Source organism: Actinophytocola sp. (assembly GCF_036002505.1).
GTDB lineage: Bacteria > Actinomycetota > Actinomycetes > Mycobacteriales > Pseudonocardiaceae > DASYTH01.
Genome location: NZ_DASYTH010000336.1, coordinates 1 through 25,839, shown reverse-complemented (window position 1 = coordinate 25,839; position 25,839 = coordinate 1). Strand labels below are relative to the sequence as shown.

The following is a 25,839-nucleotide window of genomic DNA, read 5'->3' as shown; positions in this document are numbered from 1 at the left end:
CCGAACTTACGGAGAATCTTTCTCACATTGCCTACTTGAGCTGGGAAGATCGCTCAAAGTGGGCGAAATCTGTGGACACAAAAACCCTGCTACTCTCTGTCGAAGTAGCAGTACTCCCGATCACACTCCGTCGATTTTCGGCGACGTAGTCACAGAAGTTCTCTTCGCCGCGCGAAAATTGCAGGTCAACGGCCTGTGCTCGATCAAGATCAAGTAAGTTCGGACTAGTGGGTGCGCGGGCCGCAGCCGTATCCCGATGGGCCACCCATTCCAAGAGTGCGTAGATGGCGTTGGCCTCGGGCCAGCACCGCCAACCAACCAACACCCAAACCGTCATCATGTACAGGAGGCGTACACACACGACGGGCGATCATGCCTCACCAGAACTCCGAACAAAACCGTAGGTCAGCAAAAGTCACCAACGTTTGATGCATTACATGGCGCGGTGGAAGGCCGTTCTGGCTGGAGTGCGCATCGGTTCGCAGTCGGGACGCCAGGTGCCGACATGCACCCATTGTCTGCCCCACCGGAAGGTGGCGAGCACGGTGGATCGTAGGCAGTGCGGGCAGGGTTGGGGGATCGAGTCTATCCACATCAGATTTCCCGCCCTGCCAACGAACGCGGCTTGGGCGCCGCCGAATTCCGGAGCCGGCGGGCCGCCCCGATGCTAGCTTGACAGCTGCGGATAATCTGCTGAGCCGCCCGCGTGGCGGAAGCTTGTCCACACCGGCGGCAGGTCAGCGTCACGGTTGCGGACAATTCGTCCACCGCGACCGAGGTGCTTGTCCGGCAGCCGCGGCACCAGCGATGGCCGGTGACCGGGATGACGTGTGCCGGTGAGGCGATGCACTGGTGCGCCCACCGGCGGTGCAGGCGGCAGGTGAGGCGCTCGTGCGGAGACAGGCCGTCCTGATCTTCGGCGTTGTCCTCCGCAGCGAGTTTCGATGCCAACGACCAGCCGCCGAACCGCCCCATCCGGAAGGCCGACGGCTCGCGGGCCGCGATTTCCAGAACTGACATCAGAACCTCCGCTTCGGCTGATTGATTCCAACAATTCGAGCCATCACGCGGAGAGTTTCATGGTCTGGCTAAGTCACGGTTATGCAGTTTCCGGTCCACCGCCGCACGCGCCGGCAGACTTGTCCGGCCCGGACCGGGAATGCTGCCCGGCCGCCGTGCGCCACAGCTCGGCGACCTGGTTCAAGGCCGCCTCGCGCGGGCCGGCGAAGCCGATCGGGGTCCAGCCGGAGGGCAGGGCGGCTTCGGTCGGCCACAGGCTGTAGCATCCCTCACGGTTCACAACAACCCGGTAGAACTCGGAATATTCAGTCGATTTCATGCGCCCTCCAAACGTGGGCGACTATTCGAACCCGGCGACCGGGTGTGGAACGTAGGGCTCCTCAAGCCGGGCGACGGCGTTCGTGGGTAGTTCGAGGTCCAGCGCGGCAACCGCGTCGTCGAGATGTCGCGCTCGGGTGACGCCGACGATGGGCGCGGTCACCACGGGATTCCGGGCCAGCCACGCGATCGCCACCTGGGCGCTCGGAACGCCGAGGTCGCCGGCGACCTCGGCGACCCGGGCCGCCACCTGCCGGTCGGCATCGACGGTCTGGGCGTAGAGACTGTCACCGTAGGCGTCGTCGGCGGCGCGGGCGGTCCGGGCATCCCAGTCGCGGGTGAGCCGGCCGCGCGCGAGCGGACTCCAGGGCAGCACGCCGATGCCCTGGTCGGCGCACAGCGGCAGCATCTCCCGTTCCTCCTCCCGGTTGAGCAGGTTGTAGTGGTTCTGCATGGTGGCGAAGCGGGTCCAGCCGTTCAGGTCGGCGACGAACAGCGCCTTGGCGAGCTGCCAGGCGTACATCGACGACGCGCCGAGGTACCGGACCTTTCCGGACCTGACCAGGTCGTGCAGGCAGTCGAGGGTCTCCTCGATCGGCGTGCCGTAGTCCCACCGGTGGATCTGGTACAGATCGATGTAGTCCATTCCCAACCGGCGCAGGCTGTTGTCCACCTCGGTCAGGAGCGCCTTGCGGGACAGCCCGCCGGCGTTCGGGCCGGATCGCATCGGCCCGAACACCTTCGTCGCGATGACCACCTCTTCGCGCCGCGCCACATCGCGGATCAGCCGGCCGAGGATGGCTTCGCTGTCGCCGTCGGAATAGACGTTGGCGGTATCGAAGAAGTTCACGCCGTGCTCAACCGCGCGCTCCACCAGCGGCCGGCAGTCCTCCTCCGGCAACGTCCAGCTGTCCGCTCCGCTGTCCGGTGCACCGAAGCTCATGCAGCCAAGACACAGCCGGGAAACATCCAGACCGGTCGTCCCAAGCTTCACGTATTCCATGTTCACCTCGCTCCATCGACTCACCGGCAGGATGTGATTTTCCACGACTCGAAGTCGTCGACGCACCAATGACAGTCCAACCGCTCACGTTCGAACGTAGTTGTGATGCCGATGACGCGCATTCCCGCGGCGTGTGCCGCCGCGATTCCCGCTGGTGCGTCCTCGACCACCACGCACGAGCCGGGCCGCGCACCGAGGCTTGCGGCTGCCAGCAGGTAACCTTCTGGGTCCGGTTTGCCGCGCCGGGTCTGGTCGGCGGTCACCAGGGTCGGCGGCCGTGGCAGGCCGGCGCGGTCGAGCCGGATCTCGGCCAGCCGCTGCCAGGCGGAGGTCACAACCGCCCACCTGGCGGCCGGCAACCGGTCCAGCAGCCTGCGGGCGCCAGGCACGGCGACGATGCCGTCCCGGCAGCTCTCCTCCGCGTGGACCAGCGTGGCGATCTCCTCGGTGGTGTCCAGATGCGGCGCGACGATGCGGATCGTGTCGTGGTTCTGCCTGCCGTGCGAGACCTTCAGCAGCCGTTCACTGTCCAACCGGTGCCGCGCGCACCAGGACCGCCACACGTGTTCCACGCACGCCCGCGAGTCGACCAGTGTTCCGTCCATGTCGAACAGCACCGCCTCGCACAGCAGCGGGCGGCGGCCGGAGCCGGCCGGCAGGTCGATGGCGAGCATGCCGGGCCTCCCCGTCCCGGGTCAGCCGGTCAGCCGCGGGTTGCGCTGCTCACCGAGGTAGCGCTGGCCGCCGCCGCGGTTGCGGACCAGGTCCCAGTGCGGCCGGGTCGGGTCGGCGTAGGTGTTGCCCGCTCGGTCCGTGCCCCGGGCCAGGAACACCGCGTGCTTGTGGCCCAGCCGCTCGTGGTTGAAGCGGACGGTGGTTGGCATGTACCGCATGGTGTACGCGCATCGCCGCATGGTGCTGGCGTTGATGTGGCTGCCGTGCACGAGCGTTCCGGAGTGGACACTGCACTGGTTCGGCATGAGTTCCACCGGGACCGCTCGGTCCTGCTCGACCTGTGCGGGATCCAGCTCCTCGTCGAAGACGCTCTCCGCGTTGTTGACGTCGCGGTAGCGCGTGGCGTCGGCCAGGTGGCTACCCGGTATCACCCGCATGCAGCCGTTGTCCTGGGTCGACGGGTCGAGCGCCAGCCAAACGGTGATCGCCCGGGAGGCGGGTTCGATCGTCTCGCGCCAGAAGTAGGCGTCCTGGTGCCACGGGACGCTCTTGCCGTCACCGGCCGGCTTGCAGAAGAAGTGCGAGGAGAACACCGCGATGTCCGGTCCGATGATCGCCTCAATCAGGTCGAGCACGTCCTCGTCCAGCAGCCAGTGGAACAGCTCGGGATCGGAAAAATGCGGAACGTCCATGTTCTCCGGCCGTTCCCCCTCCGGAAGCTCAGCCAGCTTGCGTTCGAAGTGCGCCTTGAGCGCTTCGAACCGGTCCGGCCGCAGCAGCCGGTCGTGCTTCAGATACCCGTTTTTCCGGTAGAAGTCCAGGTCGTTGGCCGATAGTGCGGACGGCTTGGTACTCGTCATCGTTCCATCCCTTCATCTTCTCGATCGTCACCGAGTAACCGGGCCGTGGTGACGATTTCTCGGTCGGGCAGGTAATCTCGCAACACCCGGCGATGCGCGCGGGCTCCCAGGGGACTTCCCCGGCTCGCGTGGCCCGCCGCGGCGGCCAGCAGGGCGCCGAACGCCGCTTCGTCGTGAGGATCGTCGACCAGCAGGCCGTCCTGGCCGTGCGTGATCTGCTCGCGGATCCCGCCGACCGCGCTCGCCACGACGATGCGCGACTTCCACATGGCTTCGGTCACAGTCAGGCCGAATCCTTCGGCGAGGCTCTTCTGTACCACCACGTCCGCGGCGCGTTGAATCGCGTTGACCAGCACCGCGTTCTCGTGCAGGTCGGCCATCGGCAGGCAGATCAGGGCGACCCGGCGCCGCCGTCCGGATGGCAGGGCGTTCCAGGCGCTGCGGCATTTGTCGAACCACGCGTTCTGCTCGACGTCATCCGGGATGGCGCTCGGATCCGGTCCAACCAGCGCCAGATAGCCGTCCCCGGCGCCGGAGCCGAACGAGTTGAGCACGCCGTGCATGTCCTTGAGCCGGTCCCACCGGGAAACCTGGGTCAGCAGCGGCTCGCCCGGTCGTGGCGCGCCGGAGGTGATCACGCGAACTGGATGTCGCAGCGCGACCGGGCCGCTCGGCGTCCGCACCCGGGTCGTCGTCGCCGGCGGGACGGTCGCCGCGAGACCGCACCGCGCCAGGCAGGCGGTCATCGTTGGGCGGTCCAGCGCGCAGTTTTTCAATGAGAACGGTGAGATGAACGGCGGGAGGATCGCCACCCGGCGGCGCCGCAGGTGCCGGGGCACGTGCCGCGGGACCGAGAACACTAGACCCCGGGTGGAATCGAGCAGCGGTGTCAGGAACTCCCAGGCCGCGGCCGCGGCCGGGGTGCTCTCGTCCACCCCGACATGGCAGCGCCAGTACGTCGCGGCGACCTTCCTGTCCAGGAGCCGCGCCAGCCCGGCGGTCTGGTGGTCGTGCAGCAGCAGAATGTCCTTCGGCCCGGCGATTGATGCGATCTCGCGGGCCTGTCCGGCCAACGCACGCAGGTAGCCGTCGCGCTGAGCCGTTCCTAGTGGACCGCCGCCGTCCGCCGTGCCGTAGAGCGCGGTCCCCAACCGCTTGGTGAGCGCGAAGAACCGGTCGTCCCCGCCGATGGCCAGCCAGCCGGCCCGCACCCCGAGGCTGTGGTAGAGCGGTAGCAGGGTGTGCAGCATCTCGGCCACCCCGCCGCCGGAGGTGGTTGAGTTGACATGCCACAGGGTGCCGTCGCCGACCCGGTCGCGGATCTCGGCGGCGGCTTCGCGCAGCCGCCGCATCCGGTCGCCGCCGATCAGGCGCTCGAACTCGGCCAGGTGGGTGAACTCCCGCCTGGTCCGCACAACGGTGGTCATCGAATCACCTTCCGTTCGCCGATTCACCGGTGGCCATGAGGAACTGTCCGATCCACCATGGAAAGAACATCGCCCCCACGCTGGCCGTGCAAAGGCAGACCGCGCTGACCTTCCCGGTGATCTGTCCGCGCCGGTCGAGCAAGGTGAAGGCGGACGGGAAGATCGGCGACATCGCCAGGCCGAACGCGACGGTCCCGGCGATCACACAGCCGGACGACGAGGGCAGCAGCCAGATGGATCCGAGCGCGAGCACGCACGCCGTCACACCGGTCGCCAGCAGCCGCTCGGGGGCGACGGTTCTGGTGAACGGCAGCCAGAGCAGCCGACCGGCGGTGACTGCGATCCAGAACAGCGAACTGTAGTAGGCGGCCGCCGCGGCCGAGTCCGCGATCCCCCTGGTCAGCGTGTAGGACGGAATCCATCCGGAGAAGCTGATTTCCGCGCCGACGTAGAAGAACAGCAGCACCGCGACGGAGATCACCACGGGATAGGCGATGGATCCCGCGTGCGACTGCTCCTCCGCGCCGGCCATTCGCGGGCTCGGCAGGGCCGCCAACCGGATCATCAGCACGACCGTGCCGGCGGTCACCGCCCAGTAACCCCAGTGCAGGCCGCCGGTCCACGCGATGGACTGCGCGATCACGATGGGCATGAGCAGCGAGCCGAGCCCGAGGAAGAAGTCCGCTGCGCTCATGTACGGCCCGACCCTGCCCCGGCGAACCCAAACCAGCAGCGTGTTCACCGTGACGATCAGGAAGGTCTTGGACATGCCGAGAAACCACCACGCGGGCAGCAGCAGCGGGAGTTGGGTGAGCAGCGGGATCACCGCCGTGATCACGGTGATCCCGGCCAGCCCGAGGGCCGCCTGCCGGTGCGGCGCGAACCTGTTCAACAGGTGGCCGGCGAGCAGCGATCCGCACACCGAGCCGAACGCGTCGACGGTGAACAGCACGCCGAGGCCGCTCAGTGACGATCCGGTCGACGTAGCGAAGGTGATCAGGGATGGGCCCAGCAGCGTCGAGAGCACACCGACCAGACCGAAACACAGGAAGTAGCTCACCGTCTGCGCCCGCGGCACGGCGTCCGGCACCCGTGTGGTGGTTTCGGTCACGACTGTTCTCCGTCTCTTGTGGACCTTTGGTCGAGTCACCCGGCCAGCGCCGCCTCGTGGATCCGGGCGGCGATGCGTTCCTTGAGCAGTCCGGTCAGAATGTGGTTGACCGACAGGATCTCGTCCTCGAAATGGAAGTTGTTGTCGTTCTTTCCGGTCTGGCCGGGAAAGTTCGACGTTCCGGGCACGACGAGGGTCACGTCGGCAAGCTCGCGGCACCGGCCGCCGTCTCCCTTGGTCATGGCGAAGGTCTTCGACCCGGCGGCGACTGCGACTTCGAGCGCGCGCACGACGTTCGGCGAGTTGCCGCTGCCGGAGTAGGCCATCACCAGGTCACGAGGGGTGACGAACGGAGCGAGCGATCCGACGAACATGTTGTCGGAACCCAGATCGTTGACCAGCCCGGTCAACTCCGCCGCGGAGGTGCACAGGTTGACGAAGTTAAGACGGGGCAGACCGGCGGGCAACTGCCGGGTCTTGTCCTCGGACACGAACGGATGGTGCTTGAGGTCGCAGAACGCATGGTCCAGCGTTCCGGCGTTTCCGCCGTTCGCCATCCCGTACACGGTGCCACCGTCCTCATAGGTCTCGAACAGCATCTCGGTGGCCCGTTCCAGTGCGTAGACGGGAAAGTCGTCAAGGATCCGGCGCTTCTCCATCAGGTACAACCGGATGGTGTCGGTCAGGTTCATCGCCGGCCCGCCAGGTGCTCGGTGTCGATCCGGCCGTTGGCGCGTCCGGTGTCGTCCTGCCACCGGATCACGTCGTCCAACTCCGGCGTGGAGACCTCAATCGAGGTGTAGTCGGACCGGGCGATGACCCGGTGCAGCACGCGCGGTGCCGATGACCAGCCCGAGCGGGAGCGGTGCACCGATGCCGGAAGGGCACCGGGGTCGATCACCGTGTCCAGGTTCTCCGGTGCGAACCGACCGTTCAACACGGTCGCTTCACCGTCGATGACGTAGTTCGTTTCCGCCTTGACCTGATGGGACTGCAGCGAGGACTGGTGACCCTTGCTCATGTGGATCTGCTTCATCGCATAGGGAAGCCTGGTGAGATTGTGGGTGTACCACACCTCGTGGCCCCAGGGCTTGGTCACCGTGTAGTAGGAGACTGGCGGGCAGCGGTAGGCGGTCGCGAACTGCCGCAGTGGAGCGGCGTCGACCTCCTCGCGGAGAGTGCCGGTGGCCGTGCCGGCCTCCAGGAACACCAGCGGTCGGCCGCCGGCATTCACGATCCGGTACACCGACCCGGGAACGGCGTGCCAGCCCTCCAGGTGGCCGTAACGGGCCGCGTCGATGCCGCCGGCATCGTTGAGCAGCTCGAACTTCGCCCGCCCCTCGATCACCATGAAGGTGCGGTGGTCGCAGGTATGCGAACGGAACTGGGCGGCGTGGTAGGGAAGCAGGGTGTGCTGGACGAATAGGTACGGCCAGTCGGCGCCCAGGCCGACCAGATCAACGACGTCGCCGTACGCGGTCGGAACACGAGCCGTGGTCATGATTTCACCTCGATGGATGGTTGCCGTCGCAGGAACTTCCGCAGGCGCCCGGCGACGCCGATCGGATCGAGCTGGTACCGGGCGTACAGGTCGTCGGGGGAACCGGCCTGGCCGTAGTCCGGCACGCCCCACACTCCGAAGTGGACATCTTGGTCCAGCTCGAGCACGAGCCGAGCGAGTTCATCGGCGATGCCGCCCTTGATGAAGTGGTCCTCGACGACCCAGACATGCCGGTGCGCCCCGAGCACGTCGGCCAGCGCGTCCCGGTCGAGCGGGAGGGATGAGACATTGACGATCGTCGGGTCGATGCCGGTTCCGGCCAGCTCGGGCAGGGTGTCGAGAAGAACCTCGACCATGCCGCCCATCGTGAAGACCGCGACGTCCCGGCCATGGTGGACGACGTCCGGCTGGCCGAACACGAAGCGATAGTTGGGTCTGTGCACCTCCCGCTGGGCCTGGCGGCACAGTCGCAGGTAGGTCGGCTGGTCCTGACCGGCCACGAAGGACAGCATCTGCCGGGTCTCGATGCCGTCGGCCGGGTGCAGGATCCGCATGTTCGGCAGGGTCCGCATCAGGGCCAGATCCCGAAGGCCCATCTGGGTCGGACCGTCCTTGCCGATGGCGAGCCCCGCGTGCGTGCCGACTAGGACGACGCCAGAGTCGTTGAGCCCGACCGACTGAAAGATCTCCAGATATTTCCCGGTCAGGAAGTGGCCGAAGCTCGCCACGAACGGCCGATAGCCCTCCTGGGCCAGGCCGGCGGCGACACCGATCGCGTTAGCCTCGGCGATGCCGCATTCGAAGAACCGCTCCGGGAAGGTCTTCTTGAACTTCGCGGTCTTGGTGGCCGAGGCGAGGTCGCAGTTCACCACCACAACGCGGTCGTGCTCGCCGGCGACGTCCACGAGCGCGTCCTCGAACCAGTCCCTGGTCGCCCTCATGCCGCCGCCCTCAGGTAGTCGATGGCCTGCCGGAACTCGTCGGCCGACAGGGTGCCGCCGTGGGATCCGTTCAGCACGACGCGATCCTCACCAAGATGGCCCTTGCGGGTGCGCGCGATGATCACCGACGGCTGACTGGCGTTCCGCTTGGCGTTGATGATCGCGTCGCGGATTTCCGCGTGCGCATGGCCATCGATCTCCTGGACATGCCACCGGAACGCGGCGAACTTCTCGACGAGCGGGTGCAGCGGAAGGATTTCGTCGACGGCGCCGTCGTTCTGGCTCCGGTTGTAGTCGACGAACAGAATGAGGTTGGCGACCTCCCGGACGCCGGCGTACATCAACGCCTCCCAGACCTGGCCCTCCTGCGTCTCACCATCACCGGCGACGCAGTAGACGTAGCAGTCCTGGCCCTTCAGCCGCTTGGCCTGGGCCCGACCCAGCGAGATGGACAGGCCCTGCCCCAACGCCCCGGTGCTCACGTCGACCAGGTCACAGCGGCGCCGGTCGGGGTGGCCCTGCAGCTGGCTGTCGATGGTCCGGAGCGTCTTGGTGTGATCGGCCTCGAGCTCGCCGCTGACGATGAGCGCGGCATACCAGGCGGGCACCGCATGTCCCTTGGATAGGACGAAGACGTCGCTTTCGGTGCGCGGCACGCTGCCGCTCCAGTTCATCTGGTCAAACTTGAGCACGCTGAGAATGTCCACGCACGAAAGGGACGAGCCCACGTGCCCGGAGTTGGCGTGGTAGATCATCTCCAGGAGGACCTGCCTCGACTGGTTGGCGAACTTGCGCATGTGGTCCAGCCGAGGACCGGTGTCATCGGTCACGCTAATCATCAGGGCTCCTTGCTGTCTGCTTGTGGACACTGACATCGCCTCGGGTACGACATGCGGCACGTTATGGAGTGCGGGTTAGCCAACGGTTATGCGCACGCGTAACGCCGCGCTAACCGGGTCGCCCTACCGTGCGGTTCTTCCTTTGCTGGAAAGGTGGAATCACATGCCCACGGCGCCCGCCAAGGCCACACCGGCCTATCTGCACCAACTGATCGAACGCATGGCGGTGGACCGGCCGAATGCCGCCGCGGTCGTGCACGGCGGCTGGCGGCTGCGCTACGCGCGTCTGAACGATCTGGCGAACCGGCTCGCGAACCACCTGCGCGGGCTGGGGGTCGGGCCCGGGACCAGGGCCGCGCTCTGTTTCGAGCCCGGCCCGGAGCACGTGATGGCGCAGTTGGCGATCGTCAAGCTGGGCGCCACCGCCGTGCTTCTCGATCCGGGGAACCCGGAGAGCCGGCTGGCCTTCCTGCTCGACGCCACGCTGGCCCGCGCGCTGGTCACCAGCCGGCGCGGGCTCGACCGGGTGGCGCTCGACCGGCGCTTTCCCGTTGTGCTGTTGGACGATGACGCGTGGCGGAGCGCGTCGCCCGCGGCTCCCGACGTGCGGGTGAGCGACGACACCATCTGCCAGATCACCTACACCCATGGCCCGACCACGCTGCCGCGCGCCGTGCTGCGAACGCACGGCCAGCTGCGCACGGCCGCGCGTTTCGGGCCGCCGCCGAGTCCCAGGCCCCTCGACTACCTCCTGACGCTCGCCGCAGGAGGCACCGTCGAGCCGGCTACCGGTCGAGCCCGTCGATCAACTTCGCCTGGATCGCCTTCTTGATCGCGTCGACCCGCGACACCGCGCCCAGTTTGGCGTAGGTGTTGGTGAGATGGCGCTTCACTGTGCCCTCGCTGATGAACAGCCGCGAGGCGATCTGTGCGTTGCTCATCGCCGTGGCCACTAGGCGCAGCACCTCGAGTTCTCGTTCGGACAGCAGCGTGTGCTGTTTCTGTTGCCGCTCAAGAGATTCCATCGTCGTCCGGGGCACCGACAGCAGCACGTTGTCTCGCGTGCGGCTGACCGAACGCACCGCGGCGGTCAGCTCCTCGCGGGCGATGGTCTTCACGAGATAGGCCGCCGCCCCGCACTCGAGCAGTTCCCGCACGATCGCCGGGGCGTCGTGCATCGTCAGGATGATGATCGCGGTGTCCGGGTATCCTCGGCGGACCTCCCCGATCACGGCCTTCGCGCCCGGACCGGGCATCTCGACGTCGAGCAGCAGCACATCCGGCCGGTGCTGCCGGACCAGGGCCAGCGCCTCTTCGCCCGTGCAGCCCTCGCCGACGATGTCGAGCTCGGGATCGGTGCACAGCAGTTCCCGCAGCCCTTGGCGGAACAGCGTGTGGTCGTCGGTGAGCACGATCGTGACCCGATGCCCGGTCACGCGCCGGATCCCAGGTGTGCGACCAAGATCGAGATGGTGGTTCCCGCCCCTGGCGTGCTGGTGATCGCGAACGTGCCGTCGAGCAGCTCGAGCCGCTCACGCATGGACGACAACCCGATTCCGGCCGGCGAACCCGCGGCCGCGGCGACGTCGAACCCCCGGCCGTCGTCTCGCACGGTGGCGTGCACCACATCGCCGTCGACCTCGACAGCCACCTCCAACCTCCGGGCTTGCGCGTGCCGCACGGCGTTTCGGATCGCTTCCCGGAGCACGACGTACAGCTCGTCGCACACCTCGTCCGGCAGGCGCTCGCCACCGGTCACCGAGATCGTCGCCTTGACTCCGGGCGGCACCCGCGAGGCGACGTAGTCGGACAGGGCCTTCTCTAGGCCGCCGATCTCCACGGCCGATTCTCGAAGCTCCTGCGCCACATGGCGGACCACGTCGAGGGCCACGCGCAGCGCGGTACGGGCCGAGCCGATCCGCTTGCGTGCGCGCACCGGATCCTGGTCGGCGTAGACGTCGTGCAGTTCGAGATCCTGCAACGCCACCCCGACCGCGTGCGCGGCGCGGTCGTGCAGCTCCCGGGCGATCCGGCGCCGCTCCTCGCGATGGGAGCCATTCACCTTCTTGAGCAGGAAGCTGGCGTAGGACACGGCACCGAGCCCGACCCGGCGCACGATCGACTCGTGCAGGGCGCCGGCCGCGCTCACCAGGGCCTGTTCCGCTATACCCCTGTCCCGTAACCGGTCCAGCACGACCGGAAGCAGCACCTCGAACATCACGGCCGCGGCCCGCAACGACTCCACCGGATGCACGCCATGTCCGGCCCGGCTGACGCCGATCTCAGCGCTGAGCCGCACGGCCCGTTGGCCCGTCACCCCGGCGCCGCACTCGGCCGCCGCCACGTCGTCCAGAACCGAATCGGCCTGGCGCAGGAGCTGATCGATAGCCTCCGGGTCGGTGGTCAGCGGGCTATGCATCTCCTCCAGGTGGCGCCGGAACGACTCCAGCGCGGCGCGCCGAAGCGCAGATGTGAATAGCGAGCTCTCACCGGTCACACTGATGGCCACAGGCGCTCACCCCCAGCAGGATCATACGCCGCGGCTGCACTCGCTCCGTGGGAATTGGTCGCGGATATGCCGCCGGCGGGCAGGTGGTCAGCCGGTGAGCGCCAGTTCGAGGCAGATGAACAGGCTGACGTGCGCCAGATACTGCGTGACCATGAATGCGTGGTATGGCCGCCGTTTCGCGCAGCGGTCACCGCCGCTGATCGAGGTGAGGGCCACGAGGGCGAGCGCGGCCGAGCCGGCGCATACCACGAGCGCGACCGGGAGCAAATGGTCCACCCAGACGGCGCCTAGAATGACGAACATCCAACCGAGAAGGCTTGCCGCGACGGCCATCGCCAGGCGGGCCCGGCGCTCACCGAGAAGCACCGGCAAGGTGCGCCGGCCGGCCAACCAGTCGCCCCTGGTATCCGGCAGGTCCTTGGTCGAACCCCCAAGCGCCATCCACAACGACATCGCAACCCCGAACAGCAGCAACGACTCGTTCGGCTTCCCACCGCCGCAGGCACACCAGCCCGCGAGGTAGGTCAACAGGCCGAGAACGGTCACCGCGAACACGAATCCGGCCACGTTGCGCTTGAGCGGGCTTGGCCCCATCGAGTAGGCCCAACCCACGGCCAGCATGAGCGCCACCAGAACCACCATGGTCACCGACACGATCGCCGCGGCCACCAACCCGAACACCGCGAGCAGCCAGACCACGGTCGTCGCGGAGCCTGCGGGCAACTCGCCCCGCGCGATCGGCCGCGTCGAGCAATTCTCGCGGTCCTCAACGACATCCGCGACTCCGTTGAGCAGGTAGACCGCCCACGTCGCGGCGAGCCAGCCGGCCGCGGCGATGACGACCGACACCGCCACGGCGTCCGTGGCCGGTCCACCGAGCGCGGCCCCGGCGGCGAACCGGAGCATGAAGATGAGCTGCACCACCGGCCTGGCCTCCTGCCAGGCGAGCGCCAACAGCCGGACACGCCCGGTTGACCGGGCCGGAACACGCGAACACACGATCACAGCCATGACGACCCCGCAGTTGAGAAGCCCGATCCTCGAAACGGATCCGGAAAATGCTGGTGACCATCGTCACCAGCCGGGCGCGACGGGCACCACGACCGGAGGTCAAACGGGTACTACCACGTTCGTGATATAGCCCCGCCACCATCGGACAGACCTCGGTCATCCGTGTGGGGAAGAACGGTTGGGCCGGCGCGGGGACCTGCCTAGCGTCGGGACCAGACGTAGTTCCTGCGACCGGAGCGGATCACCTGCTGATCGGGGCGAATATCATGCGGAATGCGACCGTTGTTGCGCGCTGTTTCGGAGACTTCTCGCTGCACGTCGACGGATACCTGGTGAACAGCTGGCATGCCGGCAAGGCCCGGAATCTGTTTCAATATCTGCTGGTGAACCGCGGCCGCGTGATCCGGCGGGAGAAGCTGTTCGAGATACTCTGGCCGGAAAGCGAATGGTCGCCGACAGCCAGTTCGCTCAAGGTGGCGATGCACTCGGTCCGGCGGATTCTGCGGCAGGCGGCCCGTGCCCGAGTGCCGATTGACATCGTCAGCCGTGACCACGGCTACCTGCTGCTGGCCAACGAACTCTGGCTGGACATCGACGAGTTCGACCTGGCGATGTCCGCCGGCCAGACCGCCGAGGCACAAGGGCGGACCGCCGCCGCGCTGGCGGCGTACCGCCAAGCGGTCGAGCTTTACGTCGGCGACTTCCTCGGGACGGAGCGGGCCGACTGGATCAGCGACCAACGGCAATGCCACCGGGCGCTCGCGCTGTACGCCCTCACCTACCTGCGCGCAGAGGCCCTACGCGCGGACGACCATCCTGCGACCATCCAGTTGTGCCGGCGAATCCTCGCGATCGACCCGTACCACGAGGAGACCTATCAATCCCTGATGCTCACGCACGGCCGGCGAGGCGAACTGGCACAGGTACGCAACTGGCATCAACTGTGCGTCCAACGACTCCGCAATGACCTCGACGTCAGCACAACCAACACCACCCGACAGATCTTCACCAGGGCAGTGCGCGGCGAACTACGGCCCGCGGGACTGGTCTTCGCGAGCTAGTTTGACGAGGGTGTGGTTGCCGGACTTGAACCAGCGAATGTTCCGGCGCGGCAGCACTGCGCTACGGTGCCCGCTTCGGGTGTGTGGGCATGTTGAACCCGGTGCCGGAAGATCCGACGATGGCTGCGTTCGTCGACCGGTTCTGGCCTGTCTGTTCATCGAGCTGGTGGTGGACGCGCGACTGGAGGAGCTGCTCGAGGTGAGTTAGGCAGGACGCCGTCCAAGACTGGTTCGGGACTGGCCGCGGTGGACCCGGCTCGCCACGGCGGCGCGAGCGTGCCAGCTGGACGGGGCGCAACCCTCGATCGCGAAGGCGGTCCGACGGTTGCGCGCGGCCGGGATCGCACTGACTGACCGGCGGGCGGTCCGGGCGCAACGGCTGGTGGCTGTGACAGCCGTGCTGGACGGGCGGCGCCGGGCAACCGATGCCGACCTGTGGGTGCTGCCGCTGGTCGCGCCTACTGCCGATACGCAGGTGTTGGCACGGAACACGGTTGCGGATCTGCTGGCCGAGAGCAGGAACACGAGCGTGACGCACGCGGCGGAGAAGTTTCTCCTGCAGGCTGATCTCGCGCAGGTCCAGCAGCCCGGACTTCGCCCGCGCGGGCAGCACGACCCGCCTGACCGAGCCACCGCCAGCCCGGCGTGGTGTCCACGCCGAGCACCACGTCGGCCTGCGCGGAGCCGCCCAGCAGCCCGGATATCGGGCCAGCGCCGACGCTGGCCAGCGTCGGCGAGAGCACCGGCGCCTGGCCGTCGGCGCGCAGCCGCGCCGCGGAGACATCGACCCCGAACACCACGACCGCACCCTCAATGTGCAGCCGCAACGGACGCGCGGGCAACCCCGAGCTGACCGGCCAGCCCCTTTCGGGATCACGCCGGCCCAGTTGACGCAGGCCAGCAGCAGGTCGCGCAGCGGCAAACCACCGACCGCCGCGGCCGCGCTCGTCGACCGCACCCGGTATGAGCGCGACGTGGGTGGCCGCGTCGGCCAGGTCCCCACCCGCCATCCGCAGTCCGACCAGCGACAGCCCAGCGCGCGGCGACCGACTCGTCGACGGCGCCCTCGGCCGTACTCACTCTCGTCCTCCGTTGGCGCTCCGGCAGCACAGTCAATCAGCGGCAAGCAACGCCTCAAACAGCTTTACCGTGCGGCGTCAACGACTGGCTGAGGACACGGTCACGCCGCGGCGACAAGGTGCGCGCTCGACGTGCACATGGCCGGGGACGGAGTTGTGTGGGTCGGGGTGCGTAAGGCTCACACTCGGTAGGTTGGCCGGCAGCTTGGCAACGGCTGGTACCGGGCTACTGACCGCACTGACCGCGCTGGCGAACTCCTTCGATCACCTCGGCGAACCGATCCGGCAACTGCTCACCTGACGGCTCCGCCGGGCTTCCACCCGACGGACGAACTGCCCAGATGTTGTGCAGAGCTTGACACATAGGAACGTGCCTGGACGGGTGATGCAACTGCGCGGAAGATGACTCAGCCGCAGCGTCGATGCAGATCAGCGTATTCGCCTTCCAACCTCGCCGAAACCTACCGCTGGCATCAGGGCAAAGTCATGATCACCTGATGTGATCGCTGGTGACGTTCAGTGATGGCTCTGTGGGCCATGCTGGCCCGGTGATGAGGATGACCTTCTGTCTGGGAATATGGAGATTGCGAATTCAACATATCCAAGACAGAAGGTCATCGGGTGTCAGTGTGCCACTGCTCGTCGTCGTTGTCCAACGCGGATGATTAGACGGAGCAAGAGTGTGATATTTCGAGTTTGCTGGAAGCGTTGGGGACGGTAACAGACCGGCGAAGTCGGCGAGGTCGGATGTACGGGTTGGTGTTTCTGTTGGCGGCGTCGTTGGTCGCGGTGTTGGCGGGGGCAACAAATTTTCGGCAGATCCGCGACCAGATTGCCGACTTCCCACAGTCGTTGCCAGCTAAATTGGGTGCGAAGTGGTGTCACTTCCGGCGTGTGTTTGGGTGGCCGAGTGAACGCACGATTCGGCGGGTGCTGGAGAATGTCGATGCGGACGAATTGGATCGCGTGGTGGGAGCGTGGTTGCGTCACAACGTTCGTGATGACGCCGGGGCGTTGGTGCTGGCGGTTGATGGCAAGGTCTTGCGCGGCGCGTGGACCGGTGAGAACCAGATGTTCACGTTGTTCTCGGCGATGATCCACGGGACTGGGGTGACGGTGGCGCAGGTGGCGGTGCCGGCCGACACGAACGAGATCACCCAGGTAGAAGCGTTGCTGGACACGATACCGGATGAGCCTGAACGGCAGGTGGTGGTGACCATGGACGCGGCACACACCCAGAAAGACACCGCAGAATACCTCGCCGGAAAGCGGGGCTTTGACTATTTCTTGACGGTCAAAGGAAATCAGCCATCCTTGCAGGATTCGGTCATCAAGACGATCCTTCCTACCCTGGAAAACGATCCTGGTCATGTTGTGACTGAGCGGAGTCGTGGCAGGATCAATCAGTGGAAGACCTGGACCACCGACGCCGCCGGCATCGCATTCCCCCACGTCCAGCAGGTCGCCTGTATTCGCCGCGATGAGTTCGCTCTCGATGGAACCTGGATCAGCAAAGAACATGCGCTAATAATCACCAGCAGTGAGAACGCAGCACCCGCCGAGGTGCACACGCATGTTCGCCAGCACTGGGGAATCGAGAACAAAAGCCACTATGTACGCGACACCACCTGGAGGGAAGACGCCCAACAAGTCTACACCGGAAGCGGACCACAAGTCATGGCCACACTTCGGAACACGGCAGCCGGACTCCTCCGACTGAACGGCCTCACGAAAATCAAAGAGACCACCGGATGGATAGCCCGCGCCCGCAAACGCGCACTCCCGCTACTTGCTACCCACAGTGACAAACGCTACCCAAAGTGATCATGACTTTGCCCTGGGGTAGAGGGGGTTGCCGGAGGTGGTGGCGAGGGGTTGGTTGGTGTCGATTGTGGTGCGGATGTTGGTGCGTTGGGTGCCGGTGGCGCCGGGGCGGAGGATCTGGTCCAGAACTGCGGGGGGAGTTGCCAGGGGAGGTGGCCGTGGGGGGTGTCGTCGCCGAAGAGGAGGTTGGCGGTGGCGGGGCCCATTTCCTCGCCGCCGCGATAGGTCACCACGATGGAGTTGGTGAGGGTGTGCCAGTCGGTGTTGACGTAGGGGCGGGGGAGTATGAGAAGCACTACTACGGGGATTCCTTGGTTGTGAAAGTGACGGTGCCCGCGCCGGTGAACATGGCGCCGGTGAAGTCGCCGCCGTCAAAGACGGCTCCAGAAAGTTGAAGTCGTGGCCGCGCCAGGTGCGGGGGTCGTCATCGGGCAGATGGAGGTTGTCCTGGATGAGCCTGATGATGGTGAGCCGAGCGTCATCTCGCCCAACCCCTTTTCCCTGCCGACCAAGACCAGTGCCTGCCGGGCGCGGGGATGTCGCCGTGCCCGGCAGGTGTTGGATCACTGACAGATGCTGCCCATGCTGCTCATGGTTTCGTTGTGGGTGCAGGCCAGGACCTCGGCTTCCGGAACCTCCTCAGCCTGCAAGCGCAGGACTTCCTCCATGGTGTTCACTCCTTTCCTTTGATGGTGGTGCAATGGCCGTGGTCGGGTGTTCGCCGGGGAGACCGAGCGGGTCCGCGGCGAGATCCATCAGGCGGCGAAGGGCGAGCAGGATTCCGGCCGAGCCGGACCACAGGTCGGCGGAGAGCCGCTGTCCGGGCTCGGCGAGCCAACCCATTCCGCCCTCGATCGGGATCGCGTACCGGAACAGGCCTCGTGCGCTGGTGAGCGCGGCGTCGACGAGTTCGGGCCGGCCAAGCCGCCTTCCGGCGCCGGCCATGGCCACGGCGAGCCCCGCCATACCTGAGAACAGCCCTGGGAGTACGGCGAAGCGGCTGGAACAGGCGCGCAGGCAGCCTTCGAGGGCGTCGCTGGCGCGCAGGTCCGCACCGGCATCCGTGTCGAACTCCGCGTCCGGATGGTGTGCGAGGTAACGCGAGAGCACCGCGGCATATCCGGCGCTGCCGGCGAATACGTAGGGATAGACCCGACTGTCGGCATGCGAGATCTTGAAACCCAGGCCGTCTCCGCGCAGGGGTTGGGCGTAGGCAAGTTCTTCTCTCAGCAGCCGCATACCGCGGGCGAACAGGCGGAAGTCGCTGGTGCGGCGATACAGGTGATAGAGGGCGAGCGCCACCCCGGTCCGCCCGCCGACCAGCCCGGAACGCCTGGTCTGGCTCAGTTGGGAGGTGAGCTCGTCACCATCCGGAATGCGTTCCACCAACTGCCGGGCCAGGTCCAGCCAACGCTGCTCGCCGGTACGGCGGTGGTGGATCAGCAGGCCGAGCGCCGTACCGGCGGCGCCGGACCCGAGTGAGGCGGACGTGCCGTTGAGCGGATGTCCGGCCGCCGCGGCGAGCAGCATCCCGGCCGCGTCTGACTCTCCCAGTTCTGCCAGTACACAAGCGATTCCGGCGCTGCCGAAGAGCAGGCCGGGAGTACTGGTCTCGCCCGCGGCGACGGCCTCGTCCCGTAGCCGGCGGACCACGACCGGGTCACAGCCGCGGCCGGCGCGGTGCAGGGCGTGCAGCACGCCGGCCGTCCCGGCGGCTACGGCGCGGGTGCCGGTCTGGTAACCCAACGGGTTGGTCGGGTACACCCGCGTGGGGTGGTCCGGTTGAGCCATTGCCTCCAATCCGTCCGCGGTCTGTTCGGCAAGCCAGCGCAGCGCGGCGAGCGGGTCCGCGCGGATGGTGCGCGGCGTCGGCAGCCGGGAGTCCCCGGATCGCTCGTGGACGCTGGTGGCCCACCGCCACAGCCGGGGTGCGACCGGGGCGAGTTCGGTCAGGTCCGCGTGCAGGTGGTCAAGGGCCTGGGGGTGGCGTTCGACCACCTCATGCAGGGGGAACACCAGCAGTAACGCCAGGGCGGCCAGCCCGAACCGGTCGAGCTCCCTGGGATCGTGCTTGGCCGCCGACCGCGGATCCGGATGCTGGTAGCCGGGCGTACCCATGATCCTTCGGACATCGTCGCCGGGCTGCACGGCCTCGAAGTCGACCAGCCGGACCCGGTCGTCCTCGTCGACCAGCACGTTGGTGGGGCCGAGGTCGATGAAGACGTAGCCCAGCTCGTGCAGCCGGCGCAGCTGCGCGTCAAGCTGGTCGAGTAGCGCCAGGCTGCGACGGTGGTACTCGGCGAACGCCGTGCCGTCCGCGCCGGCTCGCACCGCGGGATTGTTCGACACCATCCACCGGTACAGCGACATGCCGGGTATCAGCTCCGTGACCATATAGCTGTGTTCCCAGTGGTGGAACAGCTCCAGCGGCCGCGGGCACAGGCCGGGCTCGCGGCCGTGTATCGCCCGCAGGACCAGGTACTCGGCGGTCAACCGTGTCTTCGCGTCGGCACCGTCACCGCTGTAACCGTTGTGCGCCTTAGCCTCTTTGAGGAACACCGGGCCACCGTCCGCGTCGCGGAACCGGTAGGCGCCACCGGCGTTGCTGTGCCGCAACACCGCCTCGAAGGTGTAGTCCCGCAACGTGACCGGGCCGGCGGCGGACGCCTCCGGAGCCGCCTCCCGGAACGGGTCGGACACGCCGTCCGGCAGGTGGAACGCCGGCCGGCGCTCGTCGTCAATCTCCCGGCCGTCCACCCCCACCATGGTGTTCACCCGGGTTCCGTCCGCGTCAATCCGCGTGCGGGCGAGGAACGCCCCGTAGCGGTAGGAGACACACTCGCTCGCGCCGAACCGGCGGTCGGTGAGCACGAACGGCCCGCTGATCCCGGACAGATCCGCCGCGATCCGCCGCATCACCTCCAGCGCGTCCTGCTGGCTGGGCGGATAAAGGGTGCAGAACTTGCCGCTCTGCACCCTCGGCGCGTGTTTGTCGTGCGCCAGCAAGAACATGCGACGACCGGCGAGGTGCTTGAACGGGATACCAAGATCGGCACACACCAGCGACACCACCGCCAGGACGGACCGCGCATTGGGCAGGGAGCTGGATGCATGCACTTTCCAGCCCTGCGCGGGGAGGACGAGACCGGCCGGCCCCCAATGCGTCCACGCCCCCGAATCCCGCCGCAGCCAGCCGGCCGGCATGGGACCGGTGTGGAAGAGCTGACCTGGATCGGAGGTGTCCCACGGTGCGTAGTAGTCCTTGTCGGCGAACAGGAACGACATGTCGATAGCCACCCCAGCCACTCCTCCCACCTACCGCGGAGACCCTAGGCACGCCGTCGCATCGTGGTCACGTCCTTCGCGGACCGGCGACGCGTCTCCCCGCACCCCCGTTTTTTGGACTACGTGAGAGCCCACCGATTCCGCGATCGTCGAACTGTCGAAATCGAGTCCCAAGGATGCCCATACACACCAAACCGTCTCAAAATGACCCATCAGCAGTCAAGACGCGGGGTTGCCGAGCCATCGGCGACCAACAGCGCTGGTCAGAACGGCCGAACGGGCTCGGACACTCGCTCGAAGGTGAATAGACGGCCAGGGTGAACGGCCCCGGCTCGTCACGCGCCTGTTCCACAAGATGGTGGTTGGGGACTCGCCGGCTGGAGTTGGGGACTCGCGGGGTTCGGGCATCATCGCCTCCCCGATCAGGTCGTCGGACACGCTGGCCAAACCAAGGACAACGCATGATCGCGGCCGTCGGGCCGCACAGGACTACTACGGTGAGTGTTGACCGTTCCTCACTGGAGGTGCGCAGTGGATTGTGGCGTCTTTATCAACTACCGACGCGACGACAGCGGCAGTTACGGTGTCCTGCTTTACACCGAACTGGTCCGGCGATTCGGCACGGACAAGGTGTTTCTGGACTGCGAGTCCATTCCGGCAGGTGCCGATTTCGTCCAGGAATTGCTGGAACGGGTTCGGTCGGCCCGGGCGCTGCTGGCGGTGATCGGGCCTCGTTGGCTGACCGCCGCCGACCCGGTCACCGGCGGGCGTCGGATCGACGAGCCGACCGACTGGATCCGCAGAGAGCTGGCCGAAGCCTTCACCGCCGGTGTCAGGGTGATCCCGGTGCTGACCGAACAGGCCGAGATGCCGGTTGAGGCCGATCTCCCTCCCGAGATCGCCGCGCTGAGCCGCCGCCAGGCGCTGCCGCTGCGGCACCCCAGTCCCATCGACGACCTGGATCGCATCGTCACCGAACTGATCGCTCTGGACCCCGACCTGGCCGAAGCGGCGCACAGCCACGACAACGATCACCACCCCCGGGTGCACCAGCAGGTGATCGCCCATGATCAGGCGGCCGTGTACGCGGCAGCGGGCGGCAACGTCCACGTCTACCAGGGCCTTGCCCCACATCGGACGCCGCCGGTCGACTCGACCGCCGACGACGGCCAGGCGGCACGGTGAACTCCTTCGAGCCGGGCGGGGTCAGCCAGGAGGTCTTCGCCAAGGGGGGATTCGCCTACGGCGTGATCGGCGCGGACATCCACGTCTTCGGTGACGGCACCCCGGTGTACCTGTTGTTCGAGCATCGCGATCCGCCGCAACCGGACGCGACATGGTTGCGCCAGCAGCCCAGCCGGATGCTCGACGCCCGCGCCGAACTCGTCCGGTTCACCGGTCGTGACACCGAACTCGCCGAACTGCTCGCCTGGCGGGACGCGGACCCGCCGCGGTTCGCGGCGCGCTGGCTGCACGGCGAGGGCGGCCAGGGCAAGACCAGGCTGGCCGGGCAATTCGCCCGCGATGCCCAACGGGTCGGCTGGCGGGTCGTGGACGCCGTCCACGGCACGGACACCCATCCGCCTGCCGCCGGCAGCCAGGATCTCCGGCTGGGCGAGCGGACCGTCGGTGTCCTGGTACTGGTCGACTACGCCGATCGATGGCCGCTCACCGACCTGAGCTGGCTGATACGCAACAGCCTGATGTCGCAGCCCGAGCCGAAGAAGGTCCGGGTACTGCTGATCGGACGGTCGGTGAGTTCCTGGCGGGCGTTGCGGGCCAAGCTCCACAAGCTCGGGACCGGATTCGACCTGTCCGACCAACTCCTGCCGCCGCTCCCCGACGACGACCAGGCACGCGACCAGATGTACACCACGGCACGGGAGTGCTTCGCCCGCCACTACCCGGAGGTGACCGAGTCCTCGGCGATCGCGCCGCCCCAACCACTCGCGAACGCCGACTTCGGGTTGACCCTGGCGATCCACATGGCCGCGTTGGTCGCGGTCGATGCCGCGGCTCGTGGTCGAACACCACCCACGGACATGGTGGGCTTGAGCGCCTATCTCCTGGACCGCGAGTACGAGAACTGGCGACAGCTGTACGAGAACGCCGATCGTGGCCTCGACTACCGCACGTCCGACACCGACATGGCGCGCGCCGTGTTCACCGCCATCCTCACCGGCTCCACTGCTCGCCCCTCGGCCGAACGGATCCTCGCCAGGCTGATCCCGCAGGCGCACACCGACAGCGCGCTCGCCGACCACGCCGTCTGCTACCCGCCCGCCGATCCGGCCATGGCGCTGGAACCGATGATCCCGGACCGGCTCGCGGAGGATTTTCTGGCGCTGATGGTTCCCGGCCATCCGGTGACCGGCTTCCCGGCCGACGCGTGGGCGACCGGCGTCGCGGACACGCTGCTGACGGCTGCGGACACGGCTGGCCGCGCTCCCCGGGCGCTCACCTTCCTGGCCTCGGCGACCGACCGCTGGCCGCACCTCGGCACGAACGTCCTCTATCCACTGCTGTCCGCGCACCCTGGTGTCGCGCTCGATGGTGGCAGCGTGGCGCTGACCGCCATCGCCACCATCGGCGCCCACGAGGACGACATCGGCCCCGAACTGTTGCCGGTCCTGAAAACCATCGACTCGCTGCTGCCCAAGGACAGCCATGCCGACCTCGACGTCGGGATCCTGGACGTGGTCGAACGGCTGACCGCGCGGTACCTGGCCGAGACCACCGATGCGGAGCGGCGGGCCTTGCTGCACATGGGGTTGGGCAACCGCAGGAGCAACGCCGGTGAGTGGGCGGCAGCCTTGACCGCCCACGCGGACGCGGCGCGGCTCTACCGGCAACTGCCCGGCGACGAGGAACACCACCGCACCAACCTGGCGATATCGCTGAACAACCTGGCCAACGCGTTGCGCCATGAAGGACGTTTGTCGGAGGCCATCGCCCAAGCCCGCGAAGCAGTCGCCATCCACCGCGATGTGGTCGAGAACGAGCCGAGGCGGCGCGATGCCCTAGCGTTGTCGTTGACCGGGCTAGGTATGAAGCTCGCCGAGAAACGTCACGCGGAGGAGGCACTACGAGCCCTTGACGAGGCGGTGTAGATCCGCCGCGAGTTGGCCGACGCCGATCCCGACCGCCACGGATACGACCTCGCCGTCACGCTCACCAACCTGGCGGGTCTGCTGCGCGACCTCCGCCGCGCGGCCGACGCTATGATCGCCGCCGAGGAGGCCGTCGAGTGGGGTCGACGGTTGGCCGCCGCCAGTCCCGGTCAGTATCTCGACCTGCTGGGGACGTCATTGAACAACCTCGCCTCGGCGCTGCTCGGCCAAGGATTCCGGGAGCGTGCGGCGACGGCGCAGGTCGAGGCCGTCGAGGTGCACCGACGCCTCGCCGCGGCAAACCCTCGCGCGCACAGGCCGAGTCTGGTGGTGTGGTTGACAAACCTGGGCCGGATGCTCTCCACGGTGGATCGCACGGATGAGGCGATCGTCTGCATCGAAGAAGCCGTCATGCTCGCTCGTCAACTGGCCGATGGCGGCTCGGTGCCCGATCAACGCCGGCTTGCGGGATCACTGGAAGCGCTGGGCGACATCGTGTCCGGGCTCGGGTGGGCCGACGAGGCGTTGGCCGCGTACAGCGAAGCAGCCGACACGCACATGAAGGCCGACCGCGTCATCCACTCTGTCGAACCCGAGCAAGCACGTCTCACCTATCGGCTGGCGGCTCTGTATCGCGAGGCCGGCGACCGCAAAAACGAAGCGGAGACACTGTTCAACTTCTGCGCGGCCGCATACTCATGGCGGGGGCACCCCGACGTTGTCGACGCCGCTCGGCGCGCCGTGGCCCTGTACCGGGAACTGAACGACCACACTAGCGAGGCCGCAGCGCTGCTGACTCTCAGCACCCAGCTGGTCGAAACCGGTCGCCACGACGAGGCGATCGCGGTCTGTGCACGCGCGACGGAGATCTTCCACCAGGACGGCAACCGGAGACTGGAAGCCGCAGCGCTCGACAATCTCAGCGCTGTCCTGCTTCCTGCGCAGCGATACCACGAAGCCGTCACAGCCAGCGAACGGGCCGTCGCGATTCAGCGGGAACTCGAAGGGGAACCCCAGAGCGGACGACCCCTGTTCAATCTCGGCTCGGCCCTGCTCGGGACCGGGCGGGTCGCCGAGGCCATAACCGTCCTCGAACACGCGGCGGCCACCTATCAGCGGATTAACAAAGGCGAGTACGAGGACAGCGGCAGGCCCTGGTTTGAGGCTGACACCTACTTCCAGTTGGGTAGGGCCTATGTCGAGGCTGGCCAGCCGGCCGATGCGGCTCGCGCCTGTCAGCGGGCGGCGGAGCTGTTCGAGGCGGCCGGTGACCTGAAACAGTGCCGGACGGCGCTGCTGGCAGCGTGCGATGTCCTGTGCCGGTCGGGTCGGTACACGGATGCCGTGGAGGTCAGCAGGCGGGTACTGGCCGCCTGCCACAGCGCGAGTGCTCGCCCGGACGAAGCCTGGGCGCTCGCGCACCTGGGCGCGGCTCTGCTGGAGTTGGGCGACTTCGACGACAGTATCGAGCAGTCACGCCACTCCGCGTCGATCTTCGCGGAGCTGGCGGATCCGAACGAGGTGCACGGCGAGGCGATGGCGCTGGCCAACCTCGGCCGGGCACTGACACAACTCAACCGGGACGACGAAGCCATCGATCCGTACCAGCGGGCCGTGGCGAAATGGCGGGCGACCAACGACATCGCCCACGAACACCAAACGCTGTACTGGCTCGCGACCGCGCTATTCGGTCTGCGCCGGTTCAACGAAGCCATCGAGCCCTATCAACGGTGCGCGGAGACCGGCCACGCCCTCGGGGATCGCTCGGGCGAGGCCAAAGCGCTCGCCGGCGCGGCCGCCATGTTCGTCGAGCTGGCCCGGTTCGAGGAGGCCATCACGGTCGGGCGACGGTCGGCCGACCTCTTCCGGGAGACCGGCGAACACGACCACGAAGGCTTCGCCTTGGGGCGGGTCCGCGCGGCTCTCATCAGGTTGGGCCGTCTCGACGAGGCCGTGGTCGTGGCGCAACAGACCGCCGCAGCGGCAGGCCAGGCCGGTGATTCCCGCGGCGTCGCGGCCGCATTGCGCGAACGCGGCGAAATGCTCGAACAACTCGACCGTGTCCAAGAAGCCGCCGAGGCCGCCGGACAGGCCGCCACGGTCTGCCGCGGGATGGGCGACCACCTGGGCGAGGGCCGGGCACTGGTCAGCCTCGGTTCCTGCCAGTTGAAGATGCGGCGGTACGCGGCGGCCATCGAGGTCAGCCGGCGCGCGATCAGGGTCGGCCGGGAAAACGATCACCGCGTTACCGAAGCCGCGGCCCTG

Annotated in this window: 21 protein-coding genes; 6 read left to right on the top strand and 15 right to left on the bottom strand. The window is 67.4% G+C overall.

The window, feature by feature from the left end; all coding sequences use genetic code 11:
- Nucleotides 1–1,099: 1,099 nt before the first annotated feature.
- From VGR06_RS29520 to VGR06_RS29475, 10 genes are all read right to left on the bottom strand, one after another.
- Nucleotides 1,100–1,339, bottom strand: coding sequence for an MbtH family NRPS accessory protein (locus VGR06_RS29520; RefSeq protein ID WP_327562428.1), 240 nt, complete (start codon nt 1,337–1,339; stop codon nt 1,100–1,102).
- Between the two features lie 21 nt (nt 1,340–1,360).
- On the bottom strand, nt 1,361–2,281 hold the full coding sequence (locus VGR06_RS29515) for an aldo/keto reductase (protein WP_414637363.1): 921 nt from the start codon (nt 2,279–2,281) through the stop codon (nt 1,361–1,363).
- A gap of 80 nt (nt 2,282–2,361) precedes the next feature.
- Nucleotides 2,362–3,015 (bottom strand): HAD-IA family hydrolase, encoded by a 654-nt coding sequence (locus tag VGR06_RS29510; protein ID WP_327562426.1) that lies wholly within the window; start codon nt 3,013–3,015, stop codon nt 2,362–2,364.
- A 21-nt stretch (nt 3,016–3,036) separates the two neighbouring features.
- Nucleotides 3,037–3,876 (bottom strand): phytanoyl-CoA dioxygenase family protein, encoded by an 840-nt coding sequence (locus VGR06_RS29505; RefSeq protein ID WP_327562425.1) that lies wholly within the window; start codon nt 3,874–3,876, stop codon nt 3,037–3,039.
- On the bottom strand, nt 3,873–5,303 hold the full coding sequence (locus tag VGR06_RS29500) for a glycosyltransferase (RefSeq protein ID WP_327562424.1): 1,431 nt from the start codon (nt 5,301–5,303) through the stop codon (nt 3,873–3,875). Before VGR06_RS29500 ends, VGR06_RS29505 begins: the two co-directional genes overlap by 4 nt.
- A gap of 4 nt (nt 5,304–5,307) precedes the next feature.
- Complete coding sequence (locus VGR06_RS29495) at nt 5,308–6,414, bottom strand: MFS transporter (protein WP_327562423.1); 1,107 nt, start codon at nt 6,412–6,414, stop codon at nt 5,308–5,310.
- Nucleotides 6,415–6,449: 35 nt separating this feature from the next.
- Entirely contained in the window at nt 6,450–7,106 is a 657-nt protein-coding gene (locus VGR06_RS29490; protein WP_327562422.1) for an SIS domain-containing protein, read from the bottom strand.
- Nucleotides 7,103–7,915 carry a hypothetical protein gene (locus VGR06_RS29485; RefSeq protein WP_327562421.1) on the bottom strand — a complete coding sequence of 271 codons (813 nt, stop codon included), beginning with the start codon at nt 7,913–7,915 and terminating at the stop codon, nt 7,103–7,105. The genes VGR06_RS29490 and VGR06_RS29485 overlap by 4 nt, the downstream gene beginning before the upstream one ends.
- Nucleotides 7,912–8,856, bottom strand: a complete 945-nt coding sequence (locus VGR06_RS29480) for a transketolase family protein (RefSeq protein ID WP_327562420.1) — start codon at nt 8,854–8,856, stop codon at nt 7,912–7,914. The genes VGR06_RS29485 and VGR06_RS29480 overlap by 4 nt, the downstream gene beginning before the upstream one ends.
- Nucleotides 8,853–9,695 (bottom strand): transketolase, encoded by an 843-nt coding sequence (locus tag VGR06_RS29475; RefSeq protein WP_327562419.1) that lies wholly within the window; start codon nt 9,693–9,695, stop codon nt 8,853–8,855. The genes VGR06_RS29480 and VGR06_RS29475 overlap by 4 nt, the downstream gene beginning before the upstream one ends.
- A 163-nt stretch (nt 9,696–9,858) precedes the next feature.
- Here VGR06_RS29475 and VGR06_RS29470 point away from each other — a divergent pair, with 163 nt between their 5' ends.
- A complete protein-coding gene (locus tag VGR06_RS29470; RefSeq protein WP_327562418.1) occupies nt 9,859–10,527 on the top strand; it encodes an AMP-binding protein in 669 nt (222 codons plus the stop codon).
- On the opposite strand, the gene VGR06_RS29465 is transcribed toward VGR06_RS29470, so the two are convergent.
- The 3 genes from VGR06_RS29465 to VGR06_RS29455 all read right to left on the bottom strand — a co-directional run bounded on the left by VGR06_RS29465 (nt 10,481) and on the right by VGR06_RS29455 (nt 13,128).
- Entirely contained in the window at nt 10,481–11,131 is a 651-nt protein-coding gene (locus VGR06_RS29465) for a response regulator transcription factor (protein ID WP_327562417.1), read from the bottom strand. The genes VGR06_RS29470 and VGR06_RS29465 overlap by 47 nt on opposite strands.
- Nucleotides 11,128–12,114: a sensor histidine kinase gene (locus tag VGR06_RS29460; protein ID WP_327562416.1), complete on the bottom strand. Its 987-nt coding sequence runs from the start codon at nt 12,112–12,114 to the stop codon at nt 11,128–11,130. Before VGR06_RS29460 ends, VGR06_RS29465 begins: the two co-directional genes overlap by 4 nt.
- Nucleotides 12,115–12,291: 177 nt before the next feature.
- On the bottom strand, nt 12,292–13,128 hold the full coding sequence (locus VGR06_RS29455; RefSeq protein ID WP_327562415.1) for a UbiA family prenyltransferase: 837 nt from the start codon (nt 13,126–13,128) through the stop codon (nt 12,292–12,294).
- Nucleotides 13,129–13,379: 251 nt separating this feature from the next.
- On the opposite strand from VGR06_RS29455, the gene VGR06_RS29450 reads away from it, so the two are divergent.
- Nucleotides 13,380–14,276: an AfsR/SARP family transcriptional regulator gene (locus VGR06_RS29450; protein WP_327562414.1), complete on the top strand. Its 897-nt coding sequence runs from the start codon at nt 13,380–13,382 to the stop codon at nt 14,274–14,276.
- A 1,775-nt stretch (nt 14,277–16,051) separates the two neighbouring features.
- Nucleotides 16,052–17,179, top strand: a complete 1,128-nt coding sequence (locus tag VGR06_RS29445; RefSeq protein ID WP_327562413.1) for an ISAs1 family transposase — start codon at nt 16,052–16,054, stop codon at nt 17,177–17,179.
- On the opposite strand, the gene VGR06_RS44070 is transcribed toward VGR06_RS29445, so the two are convergent.
- Both VGR06_RS44070 and lanKC read right to left on the bottom strand, forming a co-directional pair.
- A complete protein-coding gene (locus VGR06_RS44070) occupies nt 17,167–17,475 on the bottom strand; it encodes a glycoside hydrolase family 3 C-terminal domain-containing protein (RefSeq protein WP_414637362.1) in 309 nt (102 codons plus the stop codon). The two genes, VGR06_RS29445 and VGR06_RS44070, sit on opposite strands and share 13 nt — an antisense overlap.
- Nucleotides 17,476–17,818: 343 nt before the next feature.
- Entirely contained in the window at nt 17,819–20,476 is a 2,658-nt protein-coding gene (gene lanKC, locus VGR06_RS29435; RefSeq protein WP_327562411.1) for a class III lanthionine synthetase LanKC, read from the bottom strand.
- 519 nt (nt 20,477–20,995) lie between these two features.
- Here lanKC and VGR06_RS29430 point away from each other — a divergent pair.
- From VGR06_RS29430 to VGR06_RS29420, 3 genes are all read left to right on the top strand, one after another.
- Nucleotides 20,996–21,649: a toll/interleukin-1 receptor domain-containing protein gene (locus tag VGR06_RS29430; protein WP_327562410.1), complete on the top strand. Its 654-nt coding sequence runs from the start codon at nt 20,996–20,998 to the stop codon at nt 21,647–21,649.
- Nucleotides 21,646–23,574, top strand: a complete 1,929-nt coding sequence (locus tag VGR06_RS29425; RefSeq protein WP_327562409.1) for a tetratricopeptide repeat protein — start codon at nt 21,646–21,648, stop codon at nt 23,572–23,574. Before VGR06_RS29430 ends, VGR06_RS29425 begins: the two co-directional genes overlap by 4 nt.
- Before the next feature lie 12 nt (nt 23,575–23,586).
- On the top strand, nt 23,587–25,839 hold a 2,253-nt coding region (locus VGR06_RS29420), incomplete at its 3' end, for a tetratricopeptide repeat protein (RefSeq protein ID WP_327562408.1).